Raw genomic sequence first — 24,510 nt, 5'->3', positions numbered from 1 at the left:
GATGTCAGATATATTCGCCATATTCGCTCGACGGGCCCAAAATCTTATCGAAAAATACTCGCTCCGCACCTCTGCCCCCTCGCCCGACGGCTCGACGGGGCGGCTCGACGGGGTTACCCGTGAAATTGTCCGGCCCCCGGTTCCCCTCCCCCGGCGCCGACTCGTAGAGTGAAACCATGAGTTTACGTACTGAATCTTTCCTGGTGGGCCTCATCGGCGATGGCATCACCTCTTCCCTCACCCCGCCCATGCACGAGGCCGAGGCCGACGCGCACGGGGTGCGCTACCTGTACCGCCCCGTCGACCTGGACGCTCTGAACCTGGACGGCGCATCCGCACCGGCGCTTCTGGATGCGGCGGCACTGCTCGGCTTTAACGCTTTCAACATCACGCACCCGTGCAAGCAGTCCATCATGGAGCACCTGCACGAACTTTCGGATGCGGCGCGTGCCTTGGGCGCGGTCAATTGCGTGGTGATTCACGAGGACGGTACGTTCTACGGGGACAACACGGACTATTCGGGATTCATTGCGGGATTGAAGCGCGGCCTACCGCAGGTGGCGGAGGATCCGGCGCGCCTGGAGCACGTGGTGCAGCTGGGTGCCGGCGGTGCCGGTAGCGCCACGGCGTACGCCCTGTGCCGCCTGGGGGTGCGCCGCCTGAGTCTCTTTGAGCGTGACGCGGCGAAGGCGCAGGGGCTTGCGGAGCAGCTCGGTGGGCTCTTCCCGCAGACTCAAATCGAGGTGCTGACCGACGATACGCTCCTCATTGAGGCTCTGCTGGAGGCTCAGGGTCTGGTGAACGCGACCCCGGTGGGCATGCACGTGCATCCGGGCATGCCGCTGAGCGAGTCGGTGCAGGCTGCCGGGGTGTTGCGCGAAGGCCTGTGGGTCGCGGACGTCATCTACCTGCCGCAACAGACGCAGCTGGTGCGCGCGGCGCGTGCCGCCGGATGCGAGGTGCTGACGGGTGGCTACATGGCGGTGGGCCAGGCGGTGGATGCATTCCGCCTCTTCACCGGGCTGGAGCCGAACGCTGAGCGTATGGCGGCACATTTTGAGGCGCTGATTGCAGCCCAGCAGGGGGTAACTAACGCCTGAAACGCCAGAGTATAGAATACGGGTGGGGCTGGATAGTTAGCTATCCAACCCCACCCGTATTTATTCTACATACAGAATATATTGCGTGGGCTATGCATCCAGCTCGGCCAGGGACTTCTTGTAACCCTCGCGAGCGGTGAGTGCACCCAGCGCCACGAGCACGCACATGGTGACCGTGAACGCGGCGGGCAGCACCGCGTTATGCAGGTCGGCACCGGCGAGGCTCGTCGCCACAGCGGGGGCAACGCCTCCAGAAATTGCGAAGCCAATCTGGGTGCCAAGTGCCAGGCCGGTCACGCGCACGCGGGTCGGGAACATCTCCGCGTAGAAGGCGGGCCACACGCCGTTCGCCATGGAGTAGAGCGCGCCGTGCATGAGCACGCCGTAGACAAAGATGCCCACCCAGTTACCCTCGGTAATCGCGCCGAGGTACGGGAACATCACCAGGGACGAAGCAACCGCACCGGTAATGAACACGGGCTTACGACCGATCCGGTCGGCAAGCATGGCGGCGAGCGGAATCGCAACCAGACCGAGGGTGTTGGAGGCGACCGGCACCAGCAGCATGGTACTGCGGTCGAGGCCGTAACCCTTGGTGGCGAAGGACAGCGCGAAAGTCGTGAAGACCATGTTCACGGTGTTAACCATGGCGCACACAGCAATGGTGAGCACGGCACGCTTGTGGTGCTTGAAGACCAGCACGAGCGGGGGCTCGGTGAGCTTCTCGCGCTGCAGGTAGGCGGGCGGCTCGGAGAGGGTGCGGCGAATCAGCCAGGCGGTAATCACCACGAATGCGGAGAGCCAGAAGGGTACGCGCCAGCCCCAGGTGAGCAGGTGCTCATCCGGCAGGGCCGCGAAGGGGATGAACACGGCGGTCGCCAGCAGAGATCCGAACTGGGTGCCCTGCAGGGTCCAGCTGGTGGTGAAGGCGCGCTGGTGCTCGTGGGCGTGCTCCAAAGAAATGGAGATGGAGCTTGCCTGCTCGCCGGCGGCGGAAAGGCCCTGAAGCATACGGCAGGCCACCAGCAGGATGGGTGCAAGAATACCCGCCTGGCTATAGGTCGGCAGGCAGCCGATGGCAAAGGTCGCGCTACCCATCAGGAAGAGCGTGAGCATCAGGACGAATCGGCGGCCGTAACGGTCACCGAGGGGGCCGACGATCATAGCGCCGAAGGGACGCACGACGTAGGCAACACCCACAACGACCATGGACTTGAGGATGCCGATGGCGGCGGTGTCCTCGGAGAAAAAGATGCGGTTGAGCACAATTGCGGCGGCGGTGCCGTAGACGGCGAAGTCGTAGTATTCGAGGGCGGAGCCTATCCAGCTGGCGAGGGCAGCTCGTCGTGGTGATCGGGCGGGCGCGTCGGTGCGTCGGCTCATGCGCGGCTCCTTCGGTGGTACACCTGGCGGGTGGTGCGGGGTGGGCAACCCCTCGGTCATTAATGTGCCCTTCCAGTCTAGGAAGCACCCCATGCGTTTTCCATAGGGTTACCTAAGTTCCCAGAGTGTGAAGCTGGAATAGGGGTCAGATGCTCCTAGCCCCCGTATGATGTATCTATATGTAATTCCGTCATCAATGCTCCAAAGGGGTACCATGTCATCACCGCGCACCAGCATCATCATGCCGGTCTACAACACGGCTGATAGCGTCGTCGCCGCAATTGAATCCGTTCTGGCGCAGACCGACCCCGACTTTGAGCTGCTGGTGGTGATTGACGGCTCCCCGGATCGCTCCTCCCGGGTAATTCGCGAGTTCCTGGAGGGCAACCCCGATCCCCGCATCCGCCTGTTCGACAACGAACGGAACGCCGGCGTTTCCGCGGCACGTAACCAGGGCCTGGATGAGGCTCGCGGCGAGTGGATTGCCTTCATCGACTCCGACGACACGTACCGTCCCGAGTTCCTGGAACGCCTGCACGCTGCGGCGGCGCGTACCGGCGCGGATGTGGCAACCTGCGGTCACACCATCCACCGGGCGGATGGCTCCACCCTGGACCGCCCGCAGAACTCCCCCGGCACCTACACGGGCCGCGATATTGCGATTAACTACCTGCAGGACCGCTTCACGGGTTTCACGCCCGATAAGATTTTCCGCGCCTCGCTCTTCTCGTCGGTGCGCTTCGCGACCGATATTCACCGCGCGGAGGACGCCCTCGCCGTCTTCCAGTGCCTCATGCAGGCCAAGACTCTCGAGGTGATTCCGGATTGCCTCTACGTGTACTACATGGGTGCCGAAGGCCTGACCTGGGGCCGCGTCACCCCTGTGGAGGAAAGTATTCGCCACACCCGCTACATGCGCCAGGCCGGTGCCGAGCTGCTCTCCACGAAGGAAGGACGCCGCGCCCTCAACACATCCTCGGCCGTCACCTACCTCAACAACGCCCAGCAGGCGCTCATGAGCGATAGCGCCGACTCCGCCGCGGTAATTCGTGAATGTCGCCGTCAGATTAGGTGGGAATGGGTCGGCCAGGCCCTACTTTCGAGCCCCGTGATGGGTGCGGCGAGCCTGCTGTTGAAGCTCTCCCCCGCCCTGTACCGCACCCTGTACGGCGTGTACGTTCGACGCGCCTACGGCATGTAAGTCCTCCGCACTCCCTCAAGGTTTTATGCACATGTCTTCCACCCCTCGCACGAGCATTATCATGCCGGTCTACAACACCGCCTCCACCGTCATTGCGGCGATTGAGTCGGTGCTGGCGCAGACCGACCCCGACTTTGAGCTGCTGGTCATGATTGACGGCTCCCCGGACGATTCGGCGCAGCTGATTGCAGACTACCTGCAGCGGAACCCGGACGAACGCGTGCGCGTGTTCGACAACCCCGAGAACCGGGGCCCCTCCGCGGTGCGCAATCAGGGCCTGGATGCGGCGCGCGGCGCATGGGTGGCGTTCCTCGACTCCGACGACACGCTCTACCCCACCTTCCTGGAGCGGCTGCACCACCACGCGGAGCGCACGGGCGCGCAGGTGGTCAATTGCGCCCACACCATGGTGGCAACCGACGGCACGACCACGCAGCGCCTGAAGGGTGCCCCCGGCACCCTGACCGGGCAGCAGGCGGCCTTCGCTCTACTCAAGGACGAGCTGTCCCCCTACCCGTGGGATAAGCTCATCGAGCGTTCCCTACTGGAAGGCGTCTACTTCCCGGAGGATATTCGCCGCGCCGAGGATGAGTGCGTCATCCTCGACTGCTACCTGCGAGCGCAGAGCGTGACCGTCATCGACGAGCCGCTCTACGCCTACGCGGTGAACGCCGGAAGCCTGACCTGGAGCCGCATCACTCCCCTGGCCGAGACCCGCCGCCTGCTCGACTACTTCGCGAAATCCCTGCAGCGCACGAGCACGTACCACCTGCCCGAAGGTCAGGAGGCGCTGACCGTCGCCCGGGTTCTTGCGTACCTGAATAACGCCCAGCAGGCGCTCATCGTGGGCGGTGAGGATGCTCCGGCAACCCTCGCCGGGTGCCGTCGCGGTTTCTCGGTGCGCGATGCGCTACTCGTCCTCCGCCGACGCCCGGTCTTCGGTGCCGCCGGCCTGCTCCTGAAGACCAGCACGGCCCTGTACCGGGTTCTCTACGGCGCGTACGTCAAGCGGGTCTACAACATTTAGGTTTCACGCCCCGACTCCGGGGTTCTCTCTCATCACACTCACCCAGATTGGAGCAAATCTATGTCCTCTCTGCCTGCATCGGCGCAGGTGGCGTCCTCTCCCTCCGAGGATGCCCAGCCCGACGGCCGACCGGCTCGCGGGTCCGCCGCGCACCGCCCCAAGCCCGGGCGAAAGGTGTACCTGGACTGCATTAACGTCCTCGCCATCATCGGCGTCGTCGCCCTGCACAACCGGTTCAACTACCGGGTGGATTACGATTCGCCGGGCTGGGTCCTCGAGAATATCCTCTCGGGTACCGCGGTTGCCGCCGTCCCCCTCTTTTTCATGGCCTCCGGCATCACCCTCCTCAACTTCACCGAGCGGGAGAGCGTCGGCACCTTTTACAAGAAGCGCTTCACGAAAATCCTGGTTCCCCTGCTGATTTGGGGGCAGATTTACCTCTTCGCGCGTAGCTGGTTCACCCATACTCCCCTGCCAAAGGGTGAGGAGATTCTGGCTGTACTGCTGGCACCGAGCACCGTGGGCGTGACCCTCTGGTACCTGGAGGCGCTCATCGGCGTGTACCTGGTGCTCCCCATCTTCTCCTACGCCCTGCGTGGTGCCGGCGAGAAGAAGGTGCGCCTGGCGTGGCTCATGGCCGTGCTGGGGCTTTTCATGCCCATCGCGACCACCACGGTGCATAAGATTAACCCGCACATTATGCCTGAGTTCACCGCCCCTATCGTGGGGTACGTGGGCTTCTGCTTCCTGGGTTATGCGCTGGCGAATACGAGCTTTAGCCTGCCGTGGCGCCTCGTCATCTACGTGCTGGGTGTTGCCGGTTCCCTGACGCACATCCTGTACGGCCCCTACCTGACCCTGAACCACCACGGCCTTGAGAGTCTGGCGATGTCGTATCTGTCCATCCCGACGATTTTCTGGGCCTCGGCGGTCTTCGTGTTCTTCAAGTCTCTGCCACTGAATCGTCTGCCGCAGGCGGCTCAGACGGGTCTGCGTAAGCTGTCGGCGCTGACCTTCGGCGTGTACCTGATTCATCTGCTGATTATTCAGGGCCTCGCAGCCTACGGCTGGCCGCTGGTGGATTACCGGCTGGAGGCTCCCTACGCTCTGATGGTGTGGGCTTCCTCGCTGATTCTGGTGTGGCTGCTGCGGTGGATTCCGCCGGTCCGCAAGTGGCTGGTGCCCTAGCCGGCTATCCGCTCCGCAACGAAAACGGGAGGGGCGCGTACGTGACGTACGTGCCCCTCCCATAAGTTTTAAAGCTACTCGGCGCGAGTTTCCTCCGCGCGGGAGGCCATGGACACACCCACCATGTGCACCACGAAACCGCAGACCGGGCCGACCGCCAAAGCCACCACGGCGCGCGGCACCAGCGGTGCGGGCAGCAGGAACGCCAGGCCCAGGGTTACCACCGCGGCAACCACCCAGCCAGCCAGGTAGATGCGGTGCTGGTTCACCGCAAGCGCCATATTGCCCGAGAGGGTCATGAGCGCCAGCAGCGCGGAGGCAAACACCAGCGCACCCAGGGAGAGGCCGGAGGCGGCCGCCTCGTACGCGGACTCGGTTCCTGCGGCAGGCGGGTAAATCAGGCGGAAGAGCAGCGGACCCACCAGGTAGGCCGCCAACGCGCCCACAGCACCCACCGCCACCACCGCGGCGGCGGGCTTAATGAACGCCGCCACGGGGCGGTGACGCTGCTTCAAGAAGGCAGAAACCGCCACGCCCTGAAAGGCCTGCAGGGGAATCATAATCGGCGAGCGCGTAATGGAAATCGCCAGAATCAGGGTGCCCAGCACGACCGGTTCGCTCTCCGCGGCGCCACTGGCCTTCAGTACGTTCGGGAAGCCCATCATCAGCATCGCTGCGGCGGCAGAGGACAGGAACGACCAGAGGATATTGACCGTCAAACGGCCCGCGGGCACATCCGCGCGGGCAACCCACAGGCGGCGGCCCGAGAACGTCACGAGCGCCAGGATGAGCCACAGACCCATCGGAATGACCGTTGCCACTTCAAGACCCGCCAGGGAAGGAATGAGTAGGGCCACCGCAAGCATGAGGAGGAGGCGCCCGGCAGATTCCAGGCCACCGACCGTCGCGAAAAGGTACCAGCGGTCCTCACCGGCGGCCACACCGCTGATGGTCGCCTGCAGGGCGTAGAGGAACACGCCCACGGCCATGACGGTCACGCCCACCGCCGCCGAATGTGGAATCTGCTGACCCGCCCACAGCGGAGAACTCACCAGAACCAGCGCACCGGCGACAGCGCCGAGCGCGGCCGCAACCGTCACCACGCGGGCACCCTGCGGTGCGGGCGTCCCGTCGGATGCGGGGTGGGCGGATGCTACCCCGTCAGCTAAAGCCCTGTCAGCTACAGCACGGGTGCGCGCCGTACCCACCGCGCGGGTAATCTCCGGCTGAAGGCCGGTAATAATACCCGTCACCGTGAAAAGCGCCGACCAGAAGAGCAGGAACTCCGTCAGCTCCGACCCGGTCAGGGCGCGCTGAGCAATCATGGTTACAATCAGCGTGGACGCCGCCGCCAGCACCGACGATCCCAGCAGCGCCAGGGACTGGTAGCGGTTGACCGTGCCCGAAGGCTGGGCTTCCGCAGTGTCCTGGGTTTCCGCAGTGTCCCGGGCATCCGCGGATTCTTGAGGCTGAGTCTCTCGAGAGTTCCGCTCCCGTGCCTCGCCTGCATCAGGATTCTGTACCGGCTCGCTCACCGCGTCCTCCTCGCTCCTAGCTGTCACTCAACCAATCATTCCATACGCAGATGCGCCGCACATCCACCGTAGGATGTACGACGCATCGCACACGTATAGGGTTTACTTCACCACGTGCTCGGCAAGGTTCTTCACGCCCTGCCACTTCTTCGCCAGGGCCGCCTTCGGCAGCAGGGTCAGCGCGTGAGCGCGCGAGGAGAAGCGAATACGAGCCACGCGGGCGGCCTTCTTCCAGCCCAGGGCGCTCATCTCTTCGACCATGGTGTTGTAGTAGCGGCGCTCCTCCTCAAAGCGGGTGCCCTCCAGGGCACGCCAGGACGAGTCGGAACCACCGTGACGACGGTACATGAACGCGACCTGCGGGTCGTAGTACAGGGAGCCGCCGCGCATCGTGATGTCCAGAATCAGCGCCATGTCCTGGATGACGTTCAGGCCCTCACGGAAGCCGGTGCCCACGATGGCGTCCGCACGCCAGCCCAGGGACGGGAAGTAGAACCACGCGCCGCGCAGCAGCGAGACGGCCAGCTCTTCGCCCTTCAGCACGGCCTCACCCTTGGGGCGGTAGAACGCCTTAGTCTGCTCCACCAGGGTGTTCGACAGGCCGTTGTGCTCGTCGATGACGACCACGCCGGGCTGGAAGATGGACGCCTCAGGGTGCTTAGCCGCCGCATCCACGAGCCACTGCACGTAGTTGGGGAGCATGACGTCGTCGGCACCCATGACGGTGACCAGTTCGTTCTCCACGAAGGTCAGGCACTTGCGGTAGTTTGCGTTCGCACCCAGGTTGGTTTCGTTGCGCATGTAGGTGATGCGCTCGTCCTTCAGGGACTCGAACCAGCCGGGAATCGAGTCGTCCGGGTAGCCGTCATCCACCACGATCAGGCGCCAGTCCGGGTTGGTCTGACCGACCACGGACAGCACGGCCTGCTTCATCATGGCAACGTCGCCGTAGTACGGGAACAAAATATCAACGGTCATGGGGTATTACTCCAACTCACAAAGGGGTGAAAAGTCTCGACGGTAAAGCTTTAAGAGTCCTGCTGGTCGCGCTTCCTCGCACCGGAGGCGCCCTCCGGCTGCTCCTGAAGCGCCTTTAGGATGGCGACTTCCTCGGCCAGGATGCGGGTCTTCTCCGACAGGCGTGACAGCTCCAGGGTCAGGTGAATACTCACGCCCATCAGCAACAGAATCGACAGGAGGAACAGCAGATTCACCGGCAGGGCCACGCCCACGAAGTCCGCCACACCGTTGAGGAGATTCGGGAAGGCGCCCAGCACGATGATGATGGCACCGATAATCAGCCACAGAGCGGCGTACCGTTCCTTCATGCGCTGATGACGCACCTGAACCACCACGAAGGTGCAGACCAGGATGGCAAGAATCAAGAAGAAAACACTGGCACTCACGGCTACTTCTCCTCCCGGCGGCGGCTCACCGAAATGCCGTAGGAGAACAGCGAGCGAACCAGATAGACAGCAGACTTCAGCGGACCGGAGGAGGGCGTACCCCCCTGACGTTCACGCATGTGCACCGGCACCTGACGCACCCGCAGGCCATTGCTAATCGCCATGGCGGTGATATCGATCGTATCGCCCAGGTATTCGGCGGGCAGGTTACGGCAGTAAAAGTCGATACCGCGACGGTTAGCGATCTTAAAGCCGCTCGTCACGTCCGTGAACGGGGTACCCGCCGAGCGGGTGAACAGGAAAGACAGCAGGCTCATCGCCCACTTGCGCGGGCCGGACACCTCGTAGTCATCAGAGCCCTCGGCGAAGCGGGACCCAATCACAATATCGTAATCCTGCACCGCATCAATCAGCGAGGGGATGCTCTCGGGGTGGTGCTGGCCGTCCGAGTCCACCTGCATGGCGTAGTCGTAGCCCGTGCGCTGCGCGTACTTATAGCCGGTGCGCATAGCGGCACCCACACCCATGTTGTAGGGCAGGTCAATCACAAAAGCGCCCGCCTCACGAGCCACAGCGGAGGTGTTGTCGGTGGAGCCGTCATTGACCACCACCAGGTCCACGTAGGGCACCGTCTCCTGCAGCTCGGCGATGGTGCCGGGCAGTGCTTCTTCCTCGTTCCAGGCGGGCATAATCACCAGCGTGCGAGGGGTATGAGGCGATGTGGGAGATCCCATAGGGCTGCTACCCCTCCTAACGAATGTGTCATACCGTGCGTGCGAAAGCCGGCATGTCCAGTGGACATACCGGCTTTCATCATATCAGTGCTTCAGCGGCATTAGGATTCGTCACAGAATCAAGACCGCGATGCGGCCCCTCCCCGGGCGCATACATCCCGGGCGGAGTTGCTGCCTGCGTCTAGTTGTCGCAGGCGCTAATACGGTACAGAGTCATCGGGCCGGAGGAGTACACCGGGGTCAGAACATCCGTATCGATAGCGGCCACCAAGCCGTCGTAGTTCTTCTGCTCGCTGGGGCCGAAGTTGCCCTGGTTTTCCAGGTGCACGTACCAGTGGGCCTTGTACTCGTTCACCTCGCGGCAGACCTCCGGGTTCGTGCGGGCATCCTTCAAATCGTTGATGATTGCCGCATACTTCGGAGAAATCTTGAACTCGAAGTGGTAGCTGGTCAGGTGGCGGTCGGCCAGCGCGTAAATGTAGGCGCTACCGTCCCAGGGGTTGTTCACGATGGTGTCGCCCTTGGGCACAATCTTCGGGATCTCGTTAATGACGTTCATCTCGTCCTGGTTCAAGACCTCGGAGGTCGGGGTCACCTGGTACCGCTGAGCGACCACCAGGGTCGCGTCGTGCATCGCGGGGGTTCGCGAGGACAGGCCGGCGACCACCAGCACCAGCACCGCGGTGACACCCATGCCGGCCGTCGCCACGTTCAGGCGTGCCGTGCGCGGAACGCGACGAACCACCCAGGAGAGCGCACCCTCCAGGGCGCCGCCCAGGCCGATACCGGCCAGAAGCACCGAGGGGAACACCACCAGGGCCGCCAGGCGGAAGTGGTCCGTGTACCAGGGGCCCACCATCAGCAGGCGGAAGTCACCGCGCGGCACCGAAGCCGCGATAATCCACATGTAGCCGACGAGCATCCAGCTGCCAATCAGCCACAGGTTGCGGCGCTTGTACAGCAGGTACCCCACGCCCCACAGGGCCAGGAAACCCATCAGGTAGGCGGGAGCGAAATTACCGCCCAGCGGGTTCGCGTTCTCCAGGCCCAGGAACAGGAACTGGTAGACCGCCTCGCCCTCGCTCATGACGGCGGTCCACAGGTCGCTGGCGTCCTCGCTCGGGCGCAGCACGGACCAGGCAGTCACGCATCCGGCAATCAGCGCAACCAGAACGCCGGTACCCACCAGACGCTCACGCACGGAGGCGTCGTGGACGCGCCACATCTGAACCACACCGCCGAGGAGCATGGGCACGGCGAATACCGCCGCAGAAACCACCGCGTTCGGGTGCACCAGGGCCAGGCCGCCCAGGCCCACCAGAATCGTCAGGGACAGGGAGAGAACGACGGAGTACTCGCGATGCACCATGACCTGAATCATGTGCGATAGCAGCGCCACAAAGGCGGGGAGCAGGGCATAGCCCAAAAGGTTCGGGAAGAGCACACCCCAGAACAGCAGCAGACCGGGGAAAGCAAAGAAACCGCAGGTCAACGCCGGAATAGCGAGCGCCTGCAGGCGACGTAGATGCGGGATGCTCAGGCACATCGCAACCAGGGAGCAGGGCCAGATGACGCCCGCCACCAGTAGCACCATGACGATGGTTGCGGTCGCGATGCTCGTGCCGGTCGTGTTGTAAATCAGGTACACGAAATCATGCCAACCGGCGGGGTAGAAGTACGGTTCCTGGTTCGTTCCGGAAACCGCACCCATGGTCAGGCTCGAGGCGTCGCCGTGCTCCTGGATCCAGCGAATCGCGTTCAGGTGGAAGGAATTATCCAGGGTCTGAGAGAAGGCCTCCGGGCCAAAGACCATATGCTGGGTCGCGTGCAGGGTCAAGAAACCGCCCAGCAGGGCGCCCACCACGGGCCAGGAAAGCGGCACCGTGTTACCCGGCCAGCTCACCGAGGATTCGTCGGAACCCGCTACGGCCGAGGGCCAGCGGCGGCCTACCAACCACATCAGGCCCGCCGCCGCAGCCACCAGCACGGCCGCGACCACGACGAAGGAAATCAGGCTCCACGCGATGCCGGTCTTACCCAGCACAATCGCCGAGACAGCCACCAGGGCAAAAGTCAGGAGCGGGGAGAGGAAGATGCGCAGACGCGCGGGGATGCGCAACGCCCAGCCCATCGCGTATCCGGGAACGAATGCCACCACGACCGCGAAAAGCAGCAGCGGAATAGTTGCCAACCAGCTCATAAACCCTCATCTCACCACAGTGAACGCCCTGAAACCCCTCGTGCGGGGGCCCGGTGCGCTTTCGTGTACCAAGCAAGGATACCTTAGAGGCCTCTACACCCCCGAGAAACCCCCAGAAGACCCCCGCAAAACCCGTCTAAGGCCCCGCGGAGGCGACCCTCGAGGTGAAGCAGGGGGCTCTCCCGCGCAAACCCCGCCGGGTGCCTCCGCATCCCCTGCACACCCCCGAATATGACGTAATATTTCGCCCCTCCCGTCATGAAAGGTAGGCCTAAGAAACATAGGGCAATAAATAAGGTATTCGCTACACCAAAGCTTTACCCTGAACATATCTCCCCTACTCACGGGAACCGCCCGCACACACAACCCGGGCCGAACCCACGCAGCCGCAGAAGAAAGGGTCGATCATGACCGAAACCATTGCAGCACAGGCACCCATCGCCGACACCTCCGAGCAGTTCAAGCTCGCCTTCGGCCACCAGCCCGCCGGCGTCGCCATCATCACCGCCACCGACGAAAACGGCGAACCCGCAGGCTTCACCGCCTCCTCCCTGACCTCCGTCGCCGCCGAACCGCCCATCATCGCCTTCTCCCTCAAGGCCAACAGCGGCTCCGCGGCAAAGATTGCTGCGGCTTCCTCCTTCCTCGTGCACATGCTCGACGCTGAGAATGTCACCCTCGCTAAGAACTTCGCGACCCACGACTACCCCCGCTTCGCCGACCCGGCCGCGTGGGAATTCGTCCACACCGGTGAGCCCCTCGTCCACGGCGTGCGCCGCGTGCTGCGCGCAACCCCCCTCAGCCGCGTTGAGGCGGGCCCCGCGCTCGTCTTCACCGCCCAGGTTGAGGAGTTTATCCGCAACGATTGCGAGGGCACCCCGCTCGTCTACCACTCGCGCAACTTCCACGCGCTCGGCGATCACTCCAACGTCAACAACTACGTCATCTAGTCCGGCCGCTCAGGCCATTCACGGGGCGGTATTCGGCGGCGACCACGCGACGAATACCGCCCCGCGGCGTACCCTGAACGTAGCCACCCCGGGCACAAACGCACAGCAGAAAGGTTCCTCATGACCGCACAGACCACTCAGCCGGCGTCCCTCCCCTGGCTCGAAAAGCTTGTCTCTATCCCCACCGTCTCCGGCAGCTCCAACCTGGAACTCATCGAGCTTCTCGAAGCCGAATTCGGCCGCTACGGCTACAGCGGCGTGCGCACCTACAACGAGGACGGCACCCGCGCTAACCTCTTCATCACCGTCCCCGCAGCGGACGGCACCACCCGCGGCGGGCTCGTCCTCTCTGGCCACACCGACGTCGTGCCCGTCGCCGGTCAGGACTGGGCCAGCGACCCGTTCACCCTACGCGTGGAGGGTACCCGCGCCTACGGTCGCGGCGTGTGCGATATGAAGGGCTTCATCGCTGTCGCGCTCTGGCTGCTGCCGCGCGTTGCCGAGGCGAAGCTGCGCGTGCCCCTGCACTTCGCCTTCTCCTACGACGAGGAGATCGGCTGCGTCGGCGCTCCCTCCCTCATCGAGGAATTCGTGGCCCGCGACCTCGCCCCCGACTACGCGATTGTGGGTGAGCCCTCCAGCATGCGCATTATCGACGCACACAAGGGCGCGCACCGCGGCCGCGTTACCATCACCGGCGTGCCCAAGCACGGTTCCCTCGCAACCCACGGCGTGAACGCCGTCGCCGCCGCCGGCGAGTTCATCACCTTCTTCACCGACATGGCCGATGAGTGGGAGGAGGAAGGCCCCTTCGACGAGGCGTTCATCATTCCCCACTCCACCGGCAGCGTGAACCTGGCAAACGGCGGCCTGCAGTACAACATCGTCGCTGAGCAGGCCGTGCTCGAGTACGATGTGCGCACCCTGCCGCGGGTGACCACCGAGTCCTTCGTCGAGCGCATTGACCGCGAGATTTCCGAGGTGATTCTGCCCGACCTGCAGGCGCGCGCCGCACGCGCCGAGAAGCTGACCGGCGCGGAGCCCGGTAGCCTCACCTCCCGCGTGGGCGTGAAGCACGAACTGCTAGCCACCGTGCCGGGCCTGGGCACCGAAGACGATGCGCCCATCGTGCGCCTCGCCCACGAGTGGCTCGGCACCAACGATGCGCCGCAGAAGGTCACCTACGGCACCGAGGCGGGCCAGTTCCAGCGCGCCGGTGTGGAGAGCATCATCTGCGGCCCCGGCGATATTGCGCAGGCTCACTCCCCCAACGAGTGGATTGAGCTGGAGCAGCTACGCGAATGTGAGCGTTTCTTCGAGGCCATCCTCGGCTGGGCGAGCGCAAAGTAGCGGCCAAATAGCAACCGTGTAGCGGCGTAAAACTCAGCTCACTGCGGCTCATATAAGCCGCACAAAAACCATAAAGAGATGACAGAAAACTGCCCGGGCACCCAATTGAGGGGCCCGGGCAGTTTTGTGTTTTATGCAGGCCGACACGGGAGTCTGCACACCACACGTCCCCCCTGTGAACTACGCCCGATTTTTCCCGCATCCACCACATTTATTTTTAAATAAAAAACCCAAAAATAGCTTATCTATAAGGGTGAAATAACACTAAAGTATTGCCCAGTAAGGGCATTCAGGGTTCCATAGATGCCAAAGGTTAACCCCACCGCCCGGGCGGTATAACCCCACACAAAACCACACCTCCCTCACGCTCGGCACTGCGCACCCGACCGAATCCCGGTATACCACCCGCAGTTCACTACCTGAAGGACACCCTGTGTACACTATTAGCCCCTACCTTGCTGAATTTCTTGGCACGCTCATCATGTGCACCATCGGCTGCGGCGTCATCGCCAACGTCGAACTCCGCCGCTCCAAAGGCCACGGCGACAACTTCTTCACCATCGCCTTCGGCTGGGGCTTCGCCGTCACCTTCGGCGTCTACGCCTCCCACGCCTACTCCGGCGGCCACCTGAACCCCGCCCGTGACTTCGGTCCGCGCCTCATGCACGCCCTGCTGCCCATCCACGATAAGGGCACCTCACGCTGGTTCTACGCGTGGGTTCCGATCTGCGGCCCGATTGCCGGCGGTTTCATGGGTGGCGCATTCTTCAAGCTCTACTACGAGGGTCAGGTCAGCCCGTGGCTGTTCGTTTCCACCGCCCTGGCGGTTGTGGTTCTGCTCTTCGCATGGTGGGCAAATAGCCACCTGTACCGCGCACCCAGCGCCGAGGTTATCCCCGAGTTTGAGGACACCCACGCTACCGCGGCGGCACGCGCGGCAACCTACACCCCGACCGGTCCCATGCCGGTCCTACTCCCCGAAGAGGTGAAGGCAAACCGTAGCACCCGCGTCGTGAACCGGGTGACCGAGGACGAGTAGTCTTCCCGCCCGAGAACTTCCCTGTATAGGGTTTCATCGAGCCGGGTTTATCTGAATAGATATATCCGGCGAGGTTTCATCTAAAAACAGCGAACCCCTCATTTTCATAACCTGCACAATATCGGTCAGGTTATGAAAATGAGGGGTTCGTTGCGTCTACCTCACGGAAGGAGGTTCATTCAGGGGTGCCGAAAAGAAATACAGTATAGAAAGGTCCCAGCTTAGGCTTCAGCGTCGACATCATTCACCTCCAGCTGCCCAAAGAGAACCTCCATAGGACGCGACCGCACAGTCTGCACGAAGCCATCCTGCGAGTTCCAAGCCTCAGGAGATAGCCGCTTCACATTCACCTCATAGCCAAGCTTCTGCTCAGCATCATCGATAGCCTCATATAGCTTCTGACGCGAAGGGGAACCAACAACCAGTACATCAATATCGTTCGGCACGTGCCCGGCCACCCCAGAACGACGGCTAGCCCACGAGCCATAAATAGCGGCACCCTCAATATTGGAAACACCCTGCAAAGTATCCCGGAGCACCGGAACAGGACCATAAGTTACCAGAATCAACTGACGCATCGCCTGGCCCACAGGATTATCAACCTTAGCTTGCACCATGCGGGCCTTGCCAACATTCTGGACAGTCACCAGACCAGATTGATTTAGACGATTCACTTCTCGGGAAACAGTCGGCAATGATGCACGTGTCGCATCAGCAATCTGTGACACCGTGTATTGCTGCTCAGGGTGAGAGAACAGCAATGCCATCACTTCACCCTGCAGGTCACTACGCAAGATGGGAAGGAGGCTAGGAGCAGACGTTTTCATAACATGAATTATATCAATCATGTTATGAAAACATCTGGCAATCCAAGAATCTGCTACGCCGCGGCGGATGCCATCTCCAGTACCCGCTCGTGCTTAGCCGCGCGGTGCTTCTGAATTGCGCGCACCGTCCAGACGCAGACCGCGCCAAGGACCGCACCGGTGGTGTTGTTCACGATATCGTCCACGTCGAAGGTGCGGTAGGTGAAGCCTGCCAGGCCCCAGTTACCGGTCAGCTGGCTCAGCTCAATGAAGGTCGACAGCGCGAAGCCGCTCAGAGCCGTGGCGCGTAGTCCCCAGCGCAGGCAGCCCGCGGTGAAGAAGCCCAGCGGAATGAACATCGCGATGTTGAAGAAGAGCTGTGCGTACACGGTCGTCGCGAAGCGGCGCAGACCCATGCCTTCGGTCAGGTTCCAGGCCTGCTGCCAGCTCCAGCCCACGTAGAAGCGCGGGTAGTACAGCTCGGGGTTTGTGACGCTATTTGCGCTACCGATCGGGGTGAGCGTCAGAGAAAGAATAGAAGCAAGGAACAGCGCAAAGGACGCAGTCAGCAAGTACTGGCGGATGCTGTGCGCTCGACCGGTCTTCTTGGCGCGCAGGCGCATCGCCACAAACCCGATGAGGGTCAGAGCGATTGTGAGCACCGCAATTTCAAGGGCGAAGGTGCCTATCATGTGCTTATTCAGTAGTTCCTGCATGCCGTGTGTTCCTAGCGTCGTGAGATTGAAATATATGCACTCCACCCGCATATATATCTGTTCATTCATATATTTTAGGTGGTATATAGCGGGCTTCTGTTCGTGCCCGTCGCATATCGTTCACCACCAGTGTAAAAGACGGCTCTATGGGTCACCCTTAGTAAAGCTGTGAAAAAGCTGTGCGGTAGCCGTTCACTATTAAACCGTCTAACGACTCAGCGCATCAGTACAGAACATCCGGCGGGAACACCGGCGCGATATAGCGCCCAAAAATCAGGCTAAACAGCCAGGCGCCCACAATCGCGGCCACCACGGCACCCAAAACCTGCACCAGCCACAGCATCAGGAACTTGACGGTCTTCCCCTCGGAGCGAGCCGTCAAGGCCTCTACCATGGCGGTCGAGAAGGTCGTAAAACCACCCAGCATGCCGGTCGTAATCACCGTGCACCAGAACGCCACCTGATCCGTAGCGTTGTAGTGCACGCCCAGCGCACGCGGATTCGACACCGGCATAATCAGCAGGCCGTACAGGAATGAACCCACCAGGTTAATGACGAACACCGGGCTAATAATCGAGGACTCCGTGCGCAGGCGAGGAGACATCGCCTTATCCAGGAAGAAGCGGGTCATCGCTCCCAGACCGCCGCAGAGAAAAATCATCAGGGAGAAAAACATTAGCGGCCCTCCTCGTGTTCGGTCCCCGGCTCCTCGCTGGGTGAGACGTGCACCAGCCTCGCGGCCAGCATGCGGCCCACGAGCATGCCGGAGGCTGCGGCCGCCAGGCCACCCACCAGCAGCACCAGAATCGCCAGTACCATGTACCCGCCGTGCACCGTATACGGCAGAAAAATCGTCTGCGCCATGACCGCGGCAATAGACGAATAGGTCGTGTAGCCACCCATCATTCCGGCACCAAAGAGCAGGCGGAAGGAGTGAATTCGATCCTCACCATCGCGCGCCGCGTACGCGTTCCATAGAACCGTCAGCAAACCCATGGTGAACGAGCCCAGAAGATTCGCCACCAGTACGCCACCTGGGGTGTGCACGCGGCACAGCGCACCCAGGCCGCCGCCCAAAAAGACAAGAAAAGGGGCAGGTACACGGTTTAGAACGGCCCCTATCCTCTGCCGGATACTCACGCGGTTCCTCATCACCGTGTACCTGCCCTTTCGAGTCGTATTAGTCTTCAGTGTGCGCCGTGGTGCGCAAACGCATACTAATACTTTAGCGGCTACTCGAGCTTGTCACCTGAGTTTGTTGTCCGAGCCTGCAACCGGCAGACTCTCGCTCGTGCTGAATCTTCTCACTCAGTGCGGCGCCCTCAACGTCCATATTCGGGGTGAGGCGGTCCAGCCACTTCGGCATCCACCACGCCTTATCGCCCAGCAGAGCCATAATCGCCGGGGTCAGCGTCATGCGCACGATGAACGCATCCACCAGCACACCGAACGCCAGGCCGAAGCCCATCGGGCGAATCATGGTCGATTCAGCGAAGATGAAGCCGCCAAACACCGAAATCATGATGATCGCGGCAGCCACCACCACGCGCACCGCGTGGTTATAGCCACTCACAATGGCGGTCGCCGCGTCCTTACCGTGCACGTATGCTTCACGCATGCCGGTCACCAGGAACATCTGGTAATCCATGGCAAGGCCGAAGAGAATACCAATGAGCAGGGTCGGCAGGAAGGACAGCACCGGGCCCGGGTGGTCCACCCCGAAGAGGGAACTCATGAAGCCCAGCTGGTAAATCGACACGACGGCACCGAAGCTTGCCAGCACCGAGAAGAGGAAGCCCATCGAGGCAACCAGCGGAACCAGAATCGAGCGGAACACCAGGATCAGCACCAGGAAGGACAGGCCCATCACCACGCCCAGGTACAGGGGTAGCTTCTGCGCGAGCACCTCGGAGACGTCAATATTGCCGCTGGTCTGACCCGCAATGCCTAGAGACACCTCAGAGCCCTGAACCGGAACGGTCACGGCTCGCAGCTCGTGGACGAGCTCTTCAGTCTCCACGGAGCTTGCACTGTGGTCAGGAATCACCTGGAAAATCATGAGGGTACGGTCGTCCGTCATGCCGCCGGGAACCACAGCCTGCACGTTCGCGCCGCCGCGTTCCTTGACCGCAGAGGCGATATCAATCTGCGCCTGCTGAGCCTGCTCCTCGCTCATGTTCGCGGGGGTGTGCGCGACCGCAACCAGCGGAGAGCTCATACCCTCACCGAACTTGTCCTTGATGAGTGCGTACGACTTATACGCGGCGCTATCGGAGGAGTAGTTCGAGGCATCCGGCCGAGGCATCCGGCAGGCCCAGACGCATCTGCGACATGGGGGCGGCGACCGCCAGCAGCGCCACAGTACCGACCACCAGGGTCAGCAGCGGACGCGCCAGCACGAGGCGCAACCAGCCATTGGACTTCTCGGTGCGTTCGGCATCCTGCGCGCGGCGCTCCGCAATCTTCTGCGGGGTATCGATGGAAGCCCACAGCTTCTTCGGCATGATCTTGGTGCCCACCACGGACAGCACCGCCGGGGTAAGGGTAACCGCAATCAGGGCGGCAACGACCACGCAGAACGCGGCGGCGTTACCCATCACGCCCAGGAAGGGAATACCGGTCACGTTCAGCGCCACCAGCGCAATAATCACGGTGGTCGCCGCAAAAATCACGGCATTACCGCTCGTTCCGTTCGCCAGGGCAATCGCCTGAACCTTCGGCATGCCCTCCAGCAGGTTCGTGCGGTATCGGTTCAGAATGAACAGGGAATAGTCGATGCCGACCGCCAGACCAAGCATCAGGCCCAGGGTGTAGGCGGTAGAGCTCATCTCCACGACGGACGAGAGGGAGAGCGTGCCGAGCACACCCACCACCACGCCCACCAGAGACATCAGAATCGGCAGGCCGGCCGCCACGAGGGTACCGAGCATGACCATGAGCACGATGAAGGCGATGGCCATACCCGCAACCTCACCGGTGTGCGAGCCACCCCCAAGCGCGGATTCACTCAGGTTCGCGTCGAACTGGACGGTCGCCCCGTGCAGGTCCGCTGACTCAATATCAGACATGACCTTCTGCAATTCGGCGGACGGCACCTCGTAAATCTTCTTCTTAAACGAGACAGTCGCAATCGCCGTGGACTGATCCTCCGAAACCATACGGTAGCCGGAGGCGAAGTCGTACAGCTTCTGCTGGCGCTCCAGCTGCTCACGCTGGGCGGGCAGCTCGCTCTCGGTCTTCTGCAACTGAGTGCGCTGTTCGTCCAGCTTCTTCTGGCCCTCGGCCAGTTCCTCCTTCTTGGAGGCGATTTCCGAGCGACCCGCATCGACCTGCTTCTGGCTTTCAGTCAGGGTTTCACGCTGCTGGTTGAGGGCGTTCTGCTGCGCGGTCAGCTGCGCCTGCTGCGCGTTCAGCTGTTCCATCATCTCGGCGGGTGAGCCTGCCGCCTCAGCCTGAGCGTAGCCGTTCTTCAGCTGCGCCTGGGCATCGTCCAGCTGCTTCTGTGCGGAGGCTAGCTGCTCCTGCCCCGAGGTAATCTGCGCCTGCGAGTCGTCGAGCTTCTTCTCATTCTCGGCAATCTGCTTGGTGCCCTCTTCAATCTGGGATGCGGCGGCACTCAGCTGCTTTTTACCGTCCTCAATTTGGGCGGGGGCGGCGTCAATCTTGGCGTGCGCCTCGTCGAGCTGGGTTTTTGCCTCGGCAAGCTTGGAGGTGGTAGTGAACGGGTCGGTGACCGCATCCACGGAAGAAACCTCGCCGGTGAGCTTGTTCAGCGCGGTGGAGAACGCCTGCTTCTGTTCCTCGGTGAGGGCGGTGCCGTCGCCCGTAGTGAGGATGATCTGCCCGGAGCCGCGGTTGGCGCTGGGGAAGCGCTGGGCGAGCTCGTCGGAGAGCTGCTGGGTCTGCGTTCCGGGCATGGTGAAGGTGTTACTGAGCTTGCCGTGGAACGCGGTGTAGGCGCCGGCTACACCCGCGATGACAAGCGCCCAAGTGAGGATAACGGCTCACGCTCGGCGGGCGGCGAAGTTGCCGATGCGATAAAGCCATGTTGCCATGATGAATTCCTTGAGGTGGGGTAGAAGGATCGGTGAATAAGCGGGTCGCGGCGTGCGACTTCCAGGTCTTGCGAATGCATCGTCAGGCAGGTCAGCTGTAGAGACAAAACAGACGCGTACTCCCGCTCCAGATGTCCCCGTTAGGTGCCGTGTGGCCACCTGTCGGAAGACCCCGGAACGGGAGTATCCGTCTACTAGTGTTTTACGTTTTTAGGCTGCAAATTCGCCCTGGACCAGGCGACCCAGGTAGTCGAGGGCCTCGAGAACGCACTGGCGCATCGCTTCGATAGCGAGCGTTTCAGGGTGGGTGCCTTCGGGTGCTTCTGCCGCGACCTTGGCCGTCACTTCTTCAGCGCGGGTGAGGTAGTAGTACACGCCCTCACCGATGGTTTCGGAGAGGTTCGAGGCGAACACGGCGACGCGCAGGTAGGGCAGGTCGGGGTAGGCCTCGAGGTACTTCTCCAGGAAGATGTCGTAGGTGCGTTCTAGGATGACGTGGGAGTACTCCTCGAACTTTGCGGGGCTGTCCATCTCGAGCGCGTAGAGCAGCTGGGCGAAGGGAGCGATGTACTCCTCCAGGGTGTTGCTCATGAAAACGTTACGGGCGATGGAGAGCATCTCGGTCTCCATGCTGGGGTTCTGTCCGGAGACGGTGAAGTCGCTCTCTTCAAAGATGCGGTTGAAGTACTGGTTCAGGCGGGTAACCAACACGTCGTCGACGGACGCGAAATGGTTAAAGATGGTGCGGCGGGAGACGCCGGCGCGTTCGGCGAGCGCTTCGGCGTTCAGCGCGCCGTAGCCGCCTTCAAGAATGAGGGATTCTGCAGCTTCGACAATTGCGATGCGATTCTCCGCTTTGCGGGCAGAGCGCTTATCTGCAATGTTTGCGGGGGATTCAACGAGTTTTGCCATAGTTTCACAATACGTGCAATTTGCACTGCCAGCAAATAATAAACGGGTTAGATTCACCACATATCTGCACTGGAGGAAATAACTCTCAGGTGTAGATTGAAACTTTACATGGCGATTGTCCGCCGAGATTTACCATCCCGACCCCGCCGCACCCTACGATTCGGCGGATTCCAGCGGCAGTCGCACCGTAAAGACGGTGTGTCCGGGCTGGCTCTGCACCTGAATTGAGCCGCCATGCGCCTGCACGATAGCCTGCACGATAGCCAGCCCCAGGCCGGTCGTACCGTCCGAGCCGGAGCGTGCCTTATCCGCACGCGTAAAGCGGTCAAAAATTTTCGGCAGGAAGTCCGGGGCAATACCCGGGCCGTTATCAACCACCGAAATCACCGCCTCACGGCGGGTGTGGTCTACAGAAAGTCCCGCAATCACACGCGTTCCCTCATCCGTGTGCTTGCGCGCGTTCGAGAGCAGATTCAGGATGACGCGCTGCATCTGCGAGCGGTCCGCAACCACCTCGACGGGCTCGTGGGGCACATCCAGGTGCCACACGTGGGTGCGGGCGGCTGCCTGCATATCCGAGGTACATTCGACGAGCAATTCAGTCAGGTCCACGGTTTCCAGCTTGGGTTCACGCCCCTCATCCAGGCGCGCGAGGGTCAGCAAGTCCTCCACGAGGCGAGACATGCGCTCGGTCTGCGAGTCGATGCGGGCGAGCGAGGACTGCCCGGAGTCACTGAGCGGTTCGGTCCAGCGCAGCATGTCGGAGTATCCCTTAATGGCCGCCAGCGGCGTGCGGAGCTCGTGCGAGGCGTCTGCAATGAAGGCGCGAATCTGATGTTCGGTCCTCTCTCGTACCTCCAGCGCCGAGTTCACGTTATCCAACAGCTGGTTGAGGGCGTAGCCCACCGCGCCAACCTCGGTGCGAGGGTCAGAATCGCGGGGCTCCACGCGCACGGCCGATGAAATCGTGTGTTCCTCAAGATCCAGGTGCGCCACATCCGTCGCCACCGCGGAGACGCGCTCGAGCGGCTTCATGGTGCGGCGAATAATGTAGGATCCGGCTACGCCCGCACCCACCATCACGGCGATTGACCCGATGGACACGACGATCACAAAGATGGTGAGGGTCTGCTGCACGTTATGGAGGGGGATGCCAACCACCTGCGCGTCGGAATCGCTGCTTGCCTTCGGGGTAATCCGAATGAGGTAGGTGCCCGCCTCCAGCTTGACCTCACGCTCTTCGCTCTTAGTGGAGTTCAGGGCCAGGGTTCCAAGGGTTACCTGGTCGTTGGCGGAGAGGCTCTGAATGGTACCATCACTGCCCAGCTTGCTGGCGATCTCGACCGACCCCTCGGAGTCCACACAGGTGATGAGGGTTCCCGAGGCCTGGCCGGGCGCGAAAATGGACTTATCCTTCTTCAGGTCGTCGCAGTCCACTTCTTCCTGCTTACCATTGCGCGAGGTGGGCTGCACCACGCGGTGGCTGGTTTCCTTGAGGTTGCTTTCAGCCTGCTGATAGAGGGAGTTCTGCAGGGTGACGTAGGTGGACAGACCAATGATGAGGCAGGCCACGCCGAGCGCCATCACCAGGATCGCGATGAGGCGCGAACGCAGGTGCGGCACGTACCCCATTTCCTCGGGGGAGGCGTCGGGGTTCTTCATGCTCCGCCAAGCCGCGCGGAAGCGAATGTAGAGGTGCTTCATCGAGGCTATGCGCCCTAGACCGGTGTGGCCATCACGGGTGTCACCGGTGCGGAGGCGACGGGTGGGCTCGGCATCGGGGGAGCCGGAATCACCGGGCGTGTAGGCGCTCATAAACACCTTTCTTTCTACATTCTAAATACGGAATACAACCACTGTGGCGCGGCATTTTCGGGAATACTCGCATACTCCAGAACATACCGCGCCACCTGAGCAGATAGTGCGGAACGGATAGCACCTACCCGTTCCGAGACGTTGAAAACGACGTCGAAATTACAGTGCCGGACGCAGCACGTAACCGGCACCGCGCACCGTGTGAATCATCGGTTCGCGGCCGACGTCAATCTTCTTACGCAGGTACGAAATGTACAGCTCGACAATATTGGCCTGGCCGCCAAAATCGTAGTTCCAGACGTTATCCAGAATCTGGCTCTTGGAGACCACGCGCTTCGCGTTTTCCATGAGGTAGCGCAGCAGGTCGAACTGGGTTGCGGTGAGGTTAATCTGCTCACCGCCGCGGGTGACCTCGCGGGTGTCCTGGTTCAGCACCAGGTCGCCCACCACCAGCTCGGCGTCATCGATGGCGGCCACGCCGGAACGCTGCACCAGGCGATGCAGTCGAATCATGACCTCTTCCATGGAGAAGGGCTTGGTCACATAGTCATCGGCGCCGGCGGCCAGGCCCTCGATACGGTTATCCACCGAGTCCTTAGCGGTCAGGAACAGGCAGGGCACCTCGGGGTAGAACTTGCGGATGCGGTTGAGTAGCTCCAAACCGTCGAAGCCGGGCATCATGATATCCAGCACCAGCACATCGGGTCGCCAGTCGCGGGCAATGTTCAGCGCGGAGGGGCCGTCGCCGGCGGATTGCACTTCCCAGCCAATCATCTTCAGAGCCATGCTGACGAGTTCTTTCAGCATCTCCTCGTCATCGACGACGAGGGCCCGGATGGGGCTACCATCCGGGTGCTCCAGGGTGGGAAGGTTCTTTGCGATTTCGGTTGCTTTACTGCTCATAGGTCTAGGGTACCGCGAGGAATCTCACTCGGGCGTGCCGAACGAATATTTTCGCGGCAAACATATGGAACGCATGTGCCGGTCACAGCTGATACACAGATTGCAGGGATTTCTCTTTGGACCGACTCATACCCCCTTCAGACAACCGGTCTCTTCTGTAAAATTTGTACTAGATTAGGTAACGCTCAAT

At 62.0% G+C, this 24,510-nt stretch carries 22 protein-coding genes; 7 read left to right on the top strand and 15 right to left on the bottom strand.

Going from position 1 to position 24,510, the window contains the following annotated elements:
- Positions 1-176: 176 nt before the first annotated feature.
- Complete coding sequence (locus tag HMPREF2874_RS01695; RefSeq protein ID WP_070648705.1) at positions 177-1,100, top strand: shikimate dehydrogenase; 924 nt, start codon at positions 177-179, stop codon at positions 1,098-1,100.
- A gap of 90 nt (positions 1,101-1,190) precedes the next feature.
- On the opposite strand, the gene HMPREF2874_RS01690 is transcribed toward HMPREF2874_RS01695, so the two are convergent.
- Complete coding sequence (locus tag HMPREF2874_RS01690) at positions 1,191-2,483, bottom strand: MFS transporter (RefSeq protein ID WP_049347513.1); 1,293 nt, start codon at positions 2,481-2,483, stop codon at positions 1,191-1,193.
- Between the two features lie 214 nt (positions 2,484-2,697).
- On the opposite strand from HMPREF2874_RS01690, the gene HMPREF2874_RS01685 reads away from it, so the two are divergent.
- The 3 genes from HMPREF2874_RS01685 to HMPREF2874_RS01675 are packed head-to-tail and all read left to right on the top strand — an operon-like array spanning position 2,698 to position 5,899.
- The gene (locus tag HMPREF2874_RS01685; RefSeq protein WP_049347514.1) at positions 2,698-3,684 is read left to right on the top strand and encodes a glycosyltransferase family 2 protein; all 987 of its coding nucleotides are present in this window, start codon (positions 2,698-2,700) and stop codon (positions 3,682-3,684) included.
- 31 nt (positions 3,685-3,715) lie between these two features.
- Positions 3,716-4,711 carry a glycosyltransferase family 2 protein gene (locus HMPREF2874_RS01680; protein ID WP_049344558.1) on the top strand — a complete coding sequence of 332 codons (996 nt, stop codon included), beginning with the start codon at positions 3,716-3,718 and terminating at the stop codon, positions 4,709-4,711.
- 60 nt (positions 4,712-4,771) lie between these two features.
- A complete protein-coding gene (locus HMPREF2874_RS01675; RefSeq protein ID WP_070483123.1) occupies positions 4,772-5,899 on the top strand; it encodes an acyltransferase in 1,128 nt (375 codons plus the stop codon).
- 74 nt (positions 5,900-5,973) lie between these two features.
- On the opposite strand, the gene HMPREF2874_RS01670 is transcribed toward HMPREF2874_RS01675, so the two are convergent.
- The 5 genes from HMPREF2874_RS01670 to HMPREF2874_RS01650 all read right to left on the bottom strand — a co-directional run bounded on the left by HMPREF2874_RS01670 (position 5,974) and on the right by HMPREF2874_RS01650 (position 11,774).
- Positions 5,974-7,434 (bottom strand): hypothetical protein, encoded by a 1,461-nt coding sequence (locus HMPREF2874_RS01670; RefSeq protein ID WP_239663176.1) that lies wholly within the window; start codon positions 7,432-7,434, stop codon positions 5,974-5,976.
- 102 nt (positions 7,435-7,536) lie between these two features.
- Positions 7,537-8,412, bottom strand: coding sequence for a glycosyltransferase family 2 protein (locus tag HMPREF2874_RS01665; protein ID WP_049332308.1), 876 nt, complete (start codon positions 8,410-8,412; stop codon positions 7,537-7,539).
- Between the two features lie 50 nt (positions 8,413-8,462).
- Complete coding sequence (locus HMPREF2874_RS01660; RefSeq protein ID WP_049332306.1) at positions 8,463-8,840, bottom strand: DUF2304 domain-containing protein; 378 nt, start codon at positions 8,838-8,840, stop codon at positions 8,463-8,465.
- 2 nt (positions 8,841-8,842) lie between these two features.
- Positions 8,843-9,574, bottom strand: coding sequence for a glycosyltransferase family 2 protein (locus HMPREF2874_RS01655; RefSeq protein ID WP_049347517.1), 732 nt, complete (start codon positions 9,572-9,574; stop codon positions 8,843-8,845).
- A gap of 181 nt (positions 9,575-9,755) precedes the next feature.
- Positions 9,756-11,774 carry a DUF6541 family protein gene (locus HMPREF2874_RS01650; protein WP_049347521.1) on the bottom strand — a complete coding sequence of 673 codons (2,019 nt, stop codon included), beginning with the start codon at positions 11,772-11,774 and terminating at the stop codon, positions 9,756-9,758.
- A 407-nt stretch (positions 11,775-12,181) separates the two neighbouring features.
- On the opposite strand from HMPREF2874_RS01650, the gene HMPREF2874_RS01645 reads away from it, so the two are divergent.
- From HMPREF2874_RS01645 to HMPREF2874_RS01635, 3 genes are all read left to right on the top strand, one after another.
- The gene (locus tag HMPREF2874_RS01645; protein ID WP_049347522.1) at positions 12,182-12,724 is read left to right on the top strand and encodes a flavin reductase family protein; all 543 of its coding nucleotides are present in this window, start codon (positions 12,182-12,184) and stop codon (positions 12,722-12,724) included.
- Between the two features lie 120 nt (positions 12,725-12,844).
- Positions 12,845-14,074: an acetylornithine deacetylase gene (gene argE, locus HMPREF2874_RS01640; protein ID WP_070648704.1), complete on the top strand. Its 1,230-nt coding sequence runs from the start codon at positions 12,845-12,847 to the stop codon at positions 14,072-14,074.
- 433 nt (positions 14,075-14,507) lie between these two features.
- Positions 14,508-15,113, top strand: a complete 606-nt coding sequence (locus HMPREF2874_RS01635; protein WP_049332290.1) for an aquaporin — start codon at positions 14,508-14,510, stop codon at positions 15,111-15,113.
- 221 nt (positions 15,114-15,334) lie between these two features.
- Here HMPREF2874_RS01635 and HMPREF2874_RS01630 read toward each other — a convergent pair whose 3' ends face one another.
- The 9 genes from HMPREF2874_RS01630 to HMPREF2874_RS01595 all read right to left on the bottom strand — a co-directional run bounded on the left by HMPREF2874_RS01630 (position 15,335) and on the right by HMPREF2874_RS01595 (position 24,320).
- On the bottom strand, positions 15,335-15,961 hold the full coding sequence (locus HMPREF2874_RS01630) for an ArsR family transcriptional regulator (RefSeq protein WP_141754196.1): 627 nt from the start codon (positions 15,959-15,961) through the stop codon (positions 15,335-15,337).
- A gap of 32 nt (positions 15,962-15,993) precedes the next feature.
- Positions 15,994-16,635: a VanZ family protein gene (locus HMPREF2874_RS01625; protein ID WP_049344543.1), complete on the bottom strand. Its 642-nt coding sequence runs from the start codon at positions 16,633-16,635 to the stop codon at positions 15,994-15,996.
- Positions 16,636-16,858: 223 nt separating this feature from the next.
- Positions 16,859-17,311: a fluoride efflux transporter FluC gene (locus tag HMPREF2874_RS01620; protein ID WP_049344541.1), complete on the bottom strand. Its 453-nt coding sequence runs from the start codon at positions 17,309-17,311 to the stop codon at positions 16,859-16,861.
- Positions 17,311-17,787 (bottom strand): fluoride efflux transporter FluC, encoded by a 477-nt coding sequence (locus tag HMPREF2874_RS01615; protein WP_070648702.1) that lies wholly within the window; start codon positions 17,785-17,787, stop codon positions 17,311-17,313. The genes HMPREF2874_RS01620 and HMPREF2874_RS01615 overlap by 1 nt, the downstream gene beginning before the upstream one ends.
- Positions 17,788-17,860: 73 nt before the next feature.
- Positions 17,861-18,940, bottom strand: a complete 1,080-nt coding sequence (locus HMPREF2874_RS09465; RefSeq protein ID WP_246823741.1) for an MMPL family transporter — start codon at positions 18,938-18,940, stop codon at positions 17,861-17,863.
- Positions 18,903-20,552, bottom strand: coding sequence for an MMPL family transporter (locus tag HMPREF2874_RS09460; protein ID WP_246823740.1), 1,650 nt, complete (start codon positions 20,550-20,552; stop codon positions 18,903-18,905). The genes HMPREF2874_RS09465 and HMPREF2874_RS09460 overlap by 38 nt, the downstream gene beginning before the upstream one ends.
- A 348-nt stretch (positions 20,553-20,900) precedes the next feature.
- Positions 20,901-21,602 (bottom strand): TetR/AcrR family transcriptional regulator, encoded by a 702-nt coding sequence (locus HMPREF2874_RS01605; protein ID WP_070648700.1) that lies wholly within the window; start codon positions 21,600-21,602, stop codon positions 20,901-20,903.
- Positions 21,603-21,755: 153 nt separating this feature from the next.
- The gene (locus tag HMPREF2874_RS01600) at positions 21,756-23,417 is read right to left on the bottom strand and encodes a sensor histidine kinase (RefSeq protein ID WP_053090124.1); all 1,662 of its coding nucleotides are present in this window, start codon (positions 23,415-23,417) and stop codon (positions 21,756-21,758) included.
- 159 nt (positions 23,418-23,576) lie between these two features.
- On the bottom strand, positions 23,577-24,320 hold the full coding sequence (locus HMPREF2874_RS01595) for a response regulator transcription factor (RefSeq protein ID WP_049344534.1): 744 nt from the start codon (positions 24,318-24,320) through the stop codon (positions 23,577-23,579).
- Positions 24,321-24,510 lie beyond the last annotated feature (190 nt).

Source organism: Rothia sp. HMSC068F09, from assembly GCF_001812775.1.
Lineage (GTDB): Bacteria > Actinomycetota > Actinomycetes > Actinomycetales > Micrococcaceae > Rothia > Rothia mucilaginosa_A.
The sequence above is the reverse complement of the archived record's forward strand: the minus strand, read 5'-3'. Positions and strand labels throughout refer to the sequence as shown.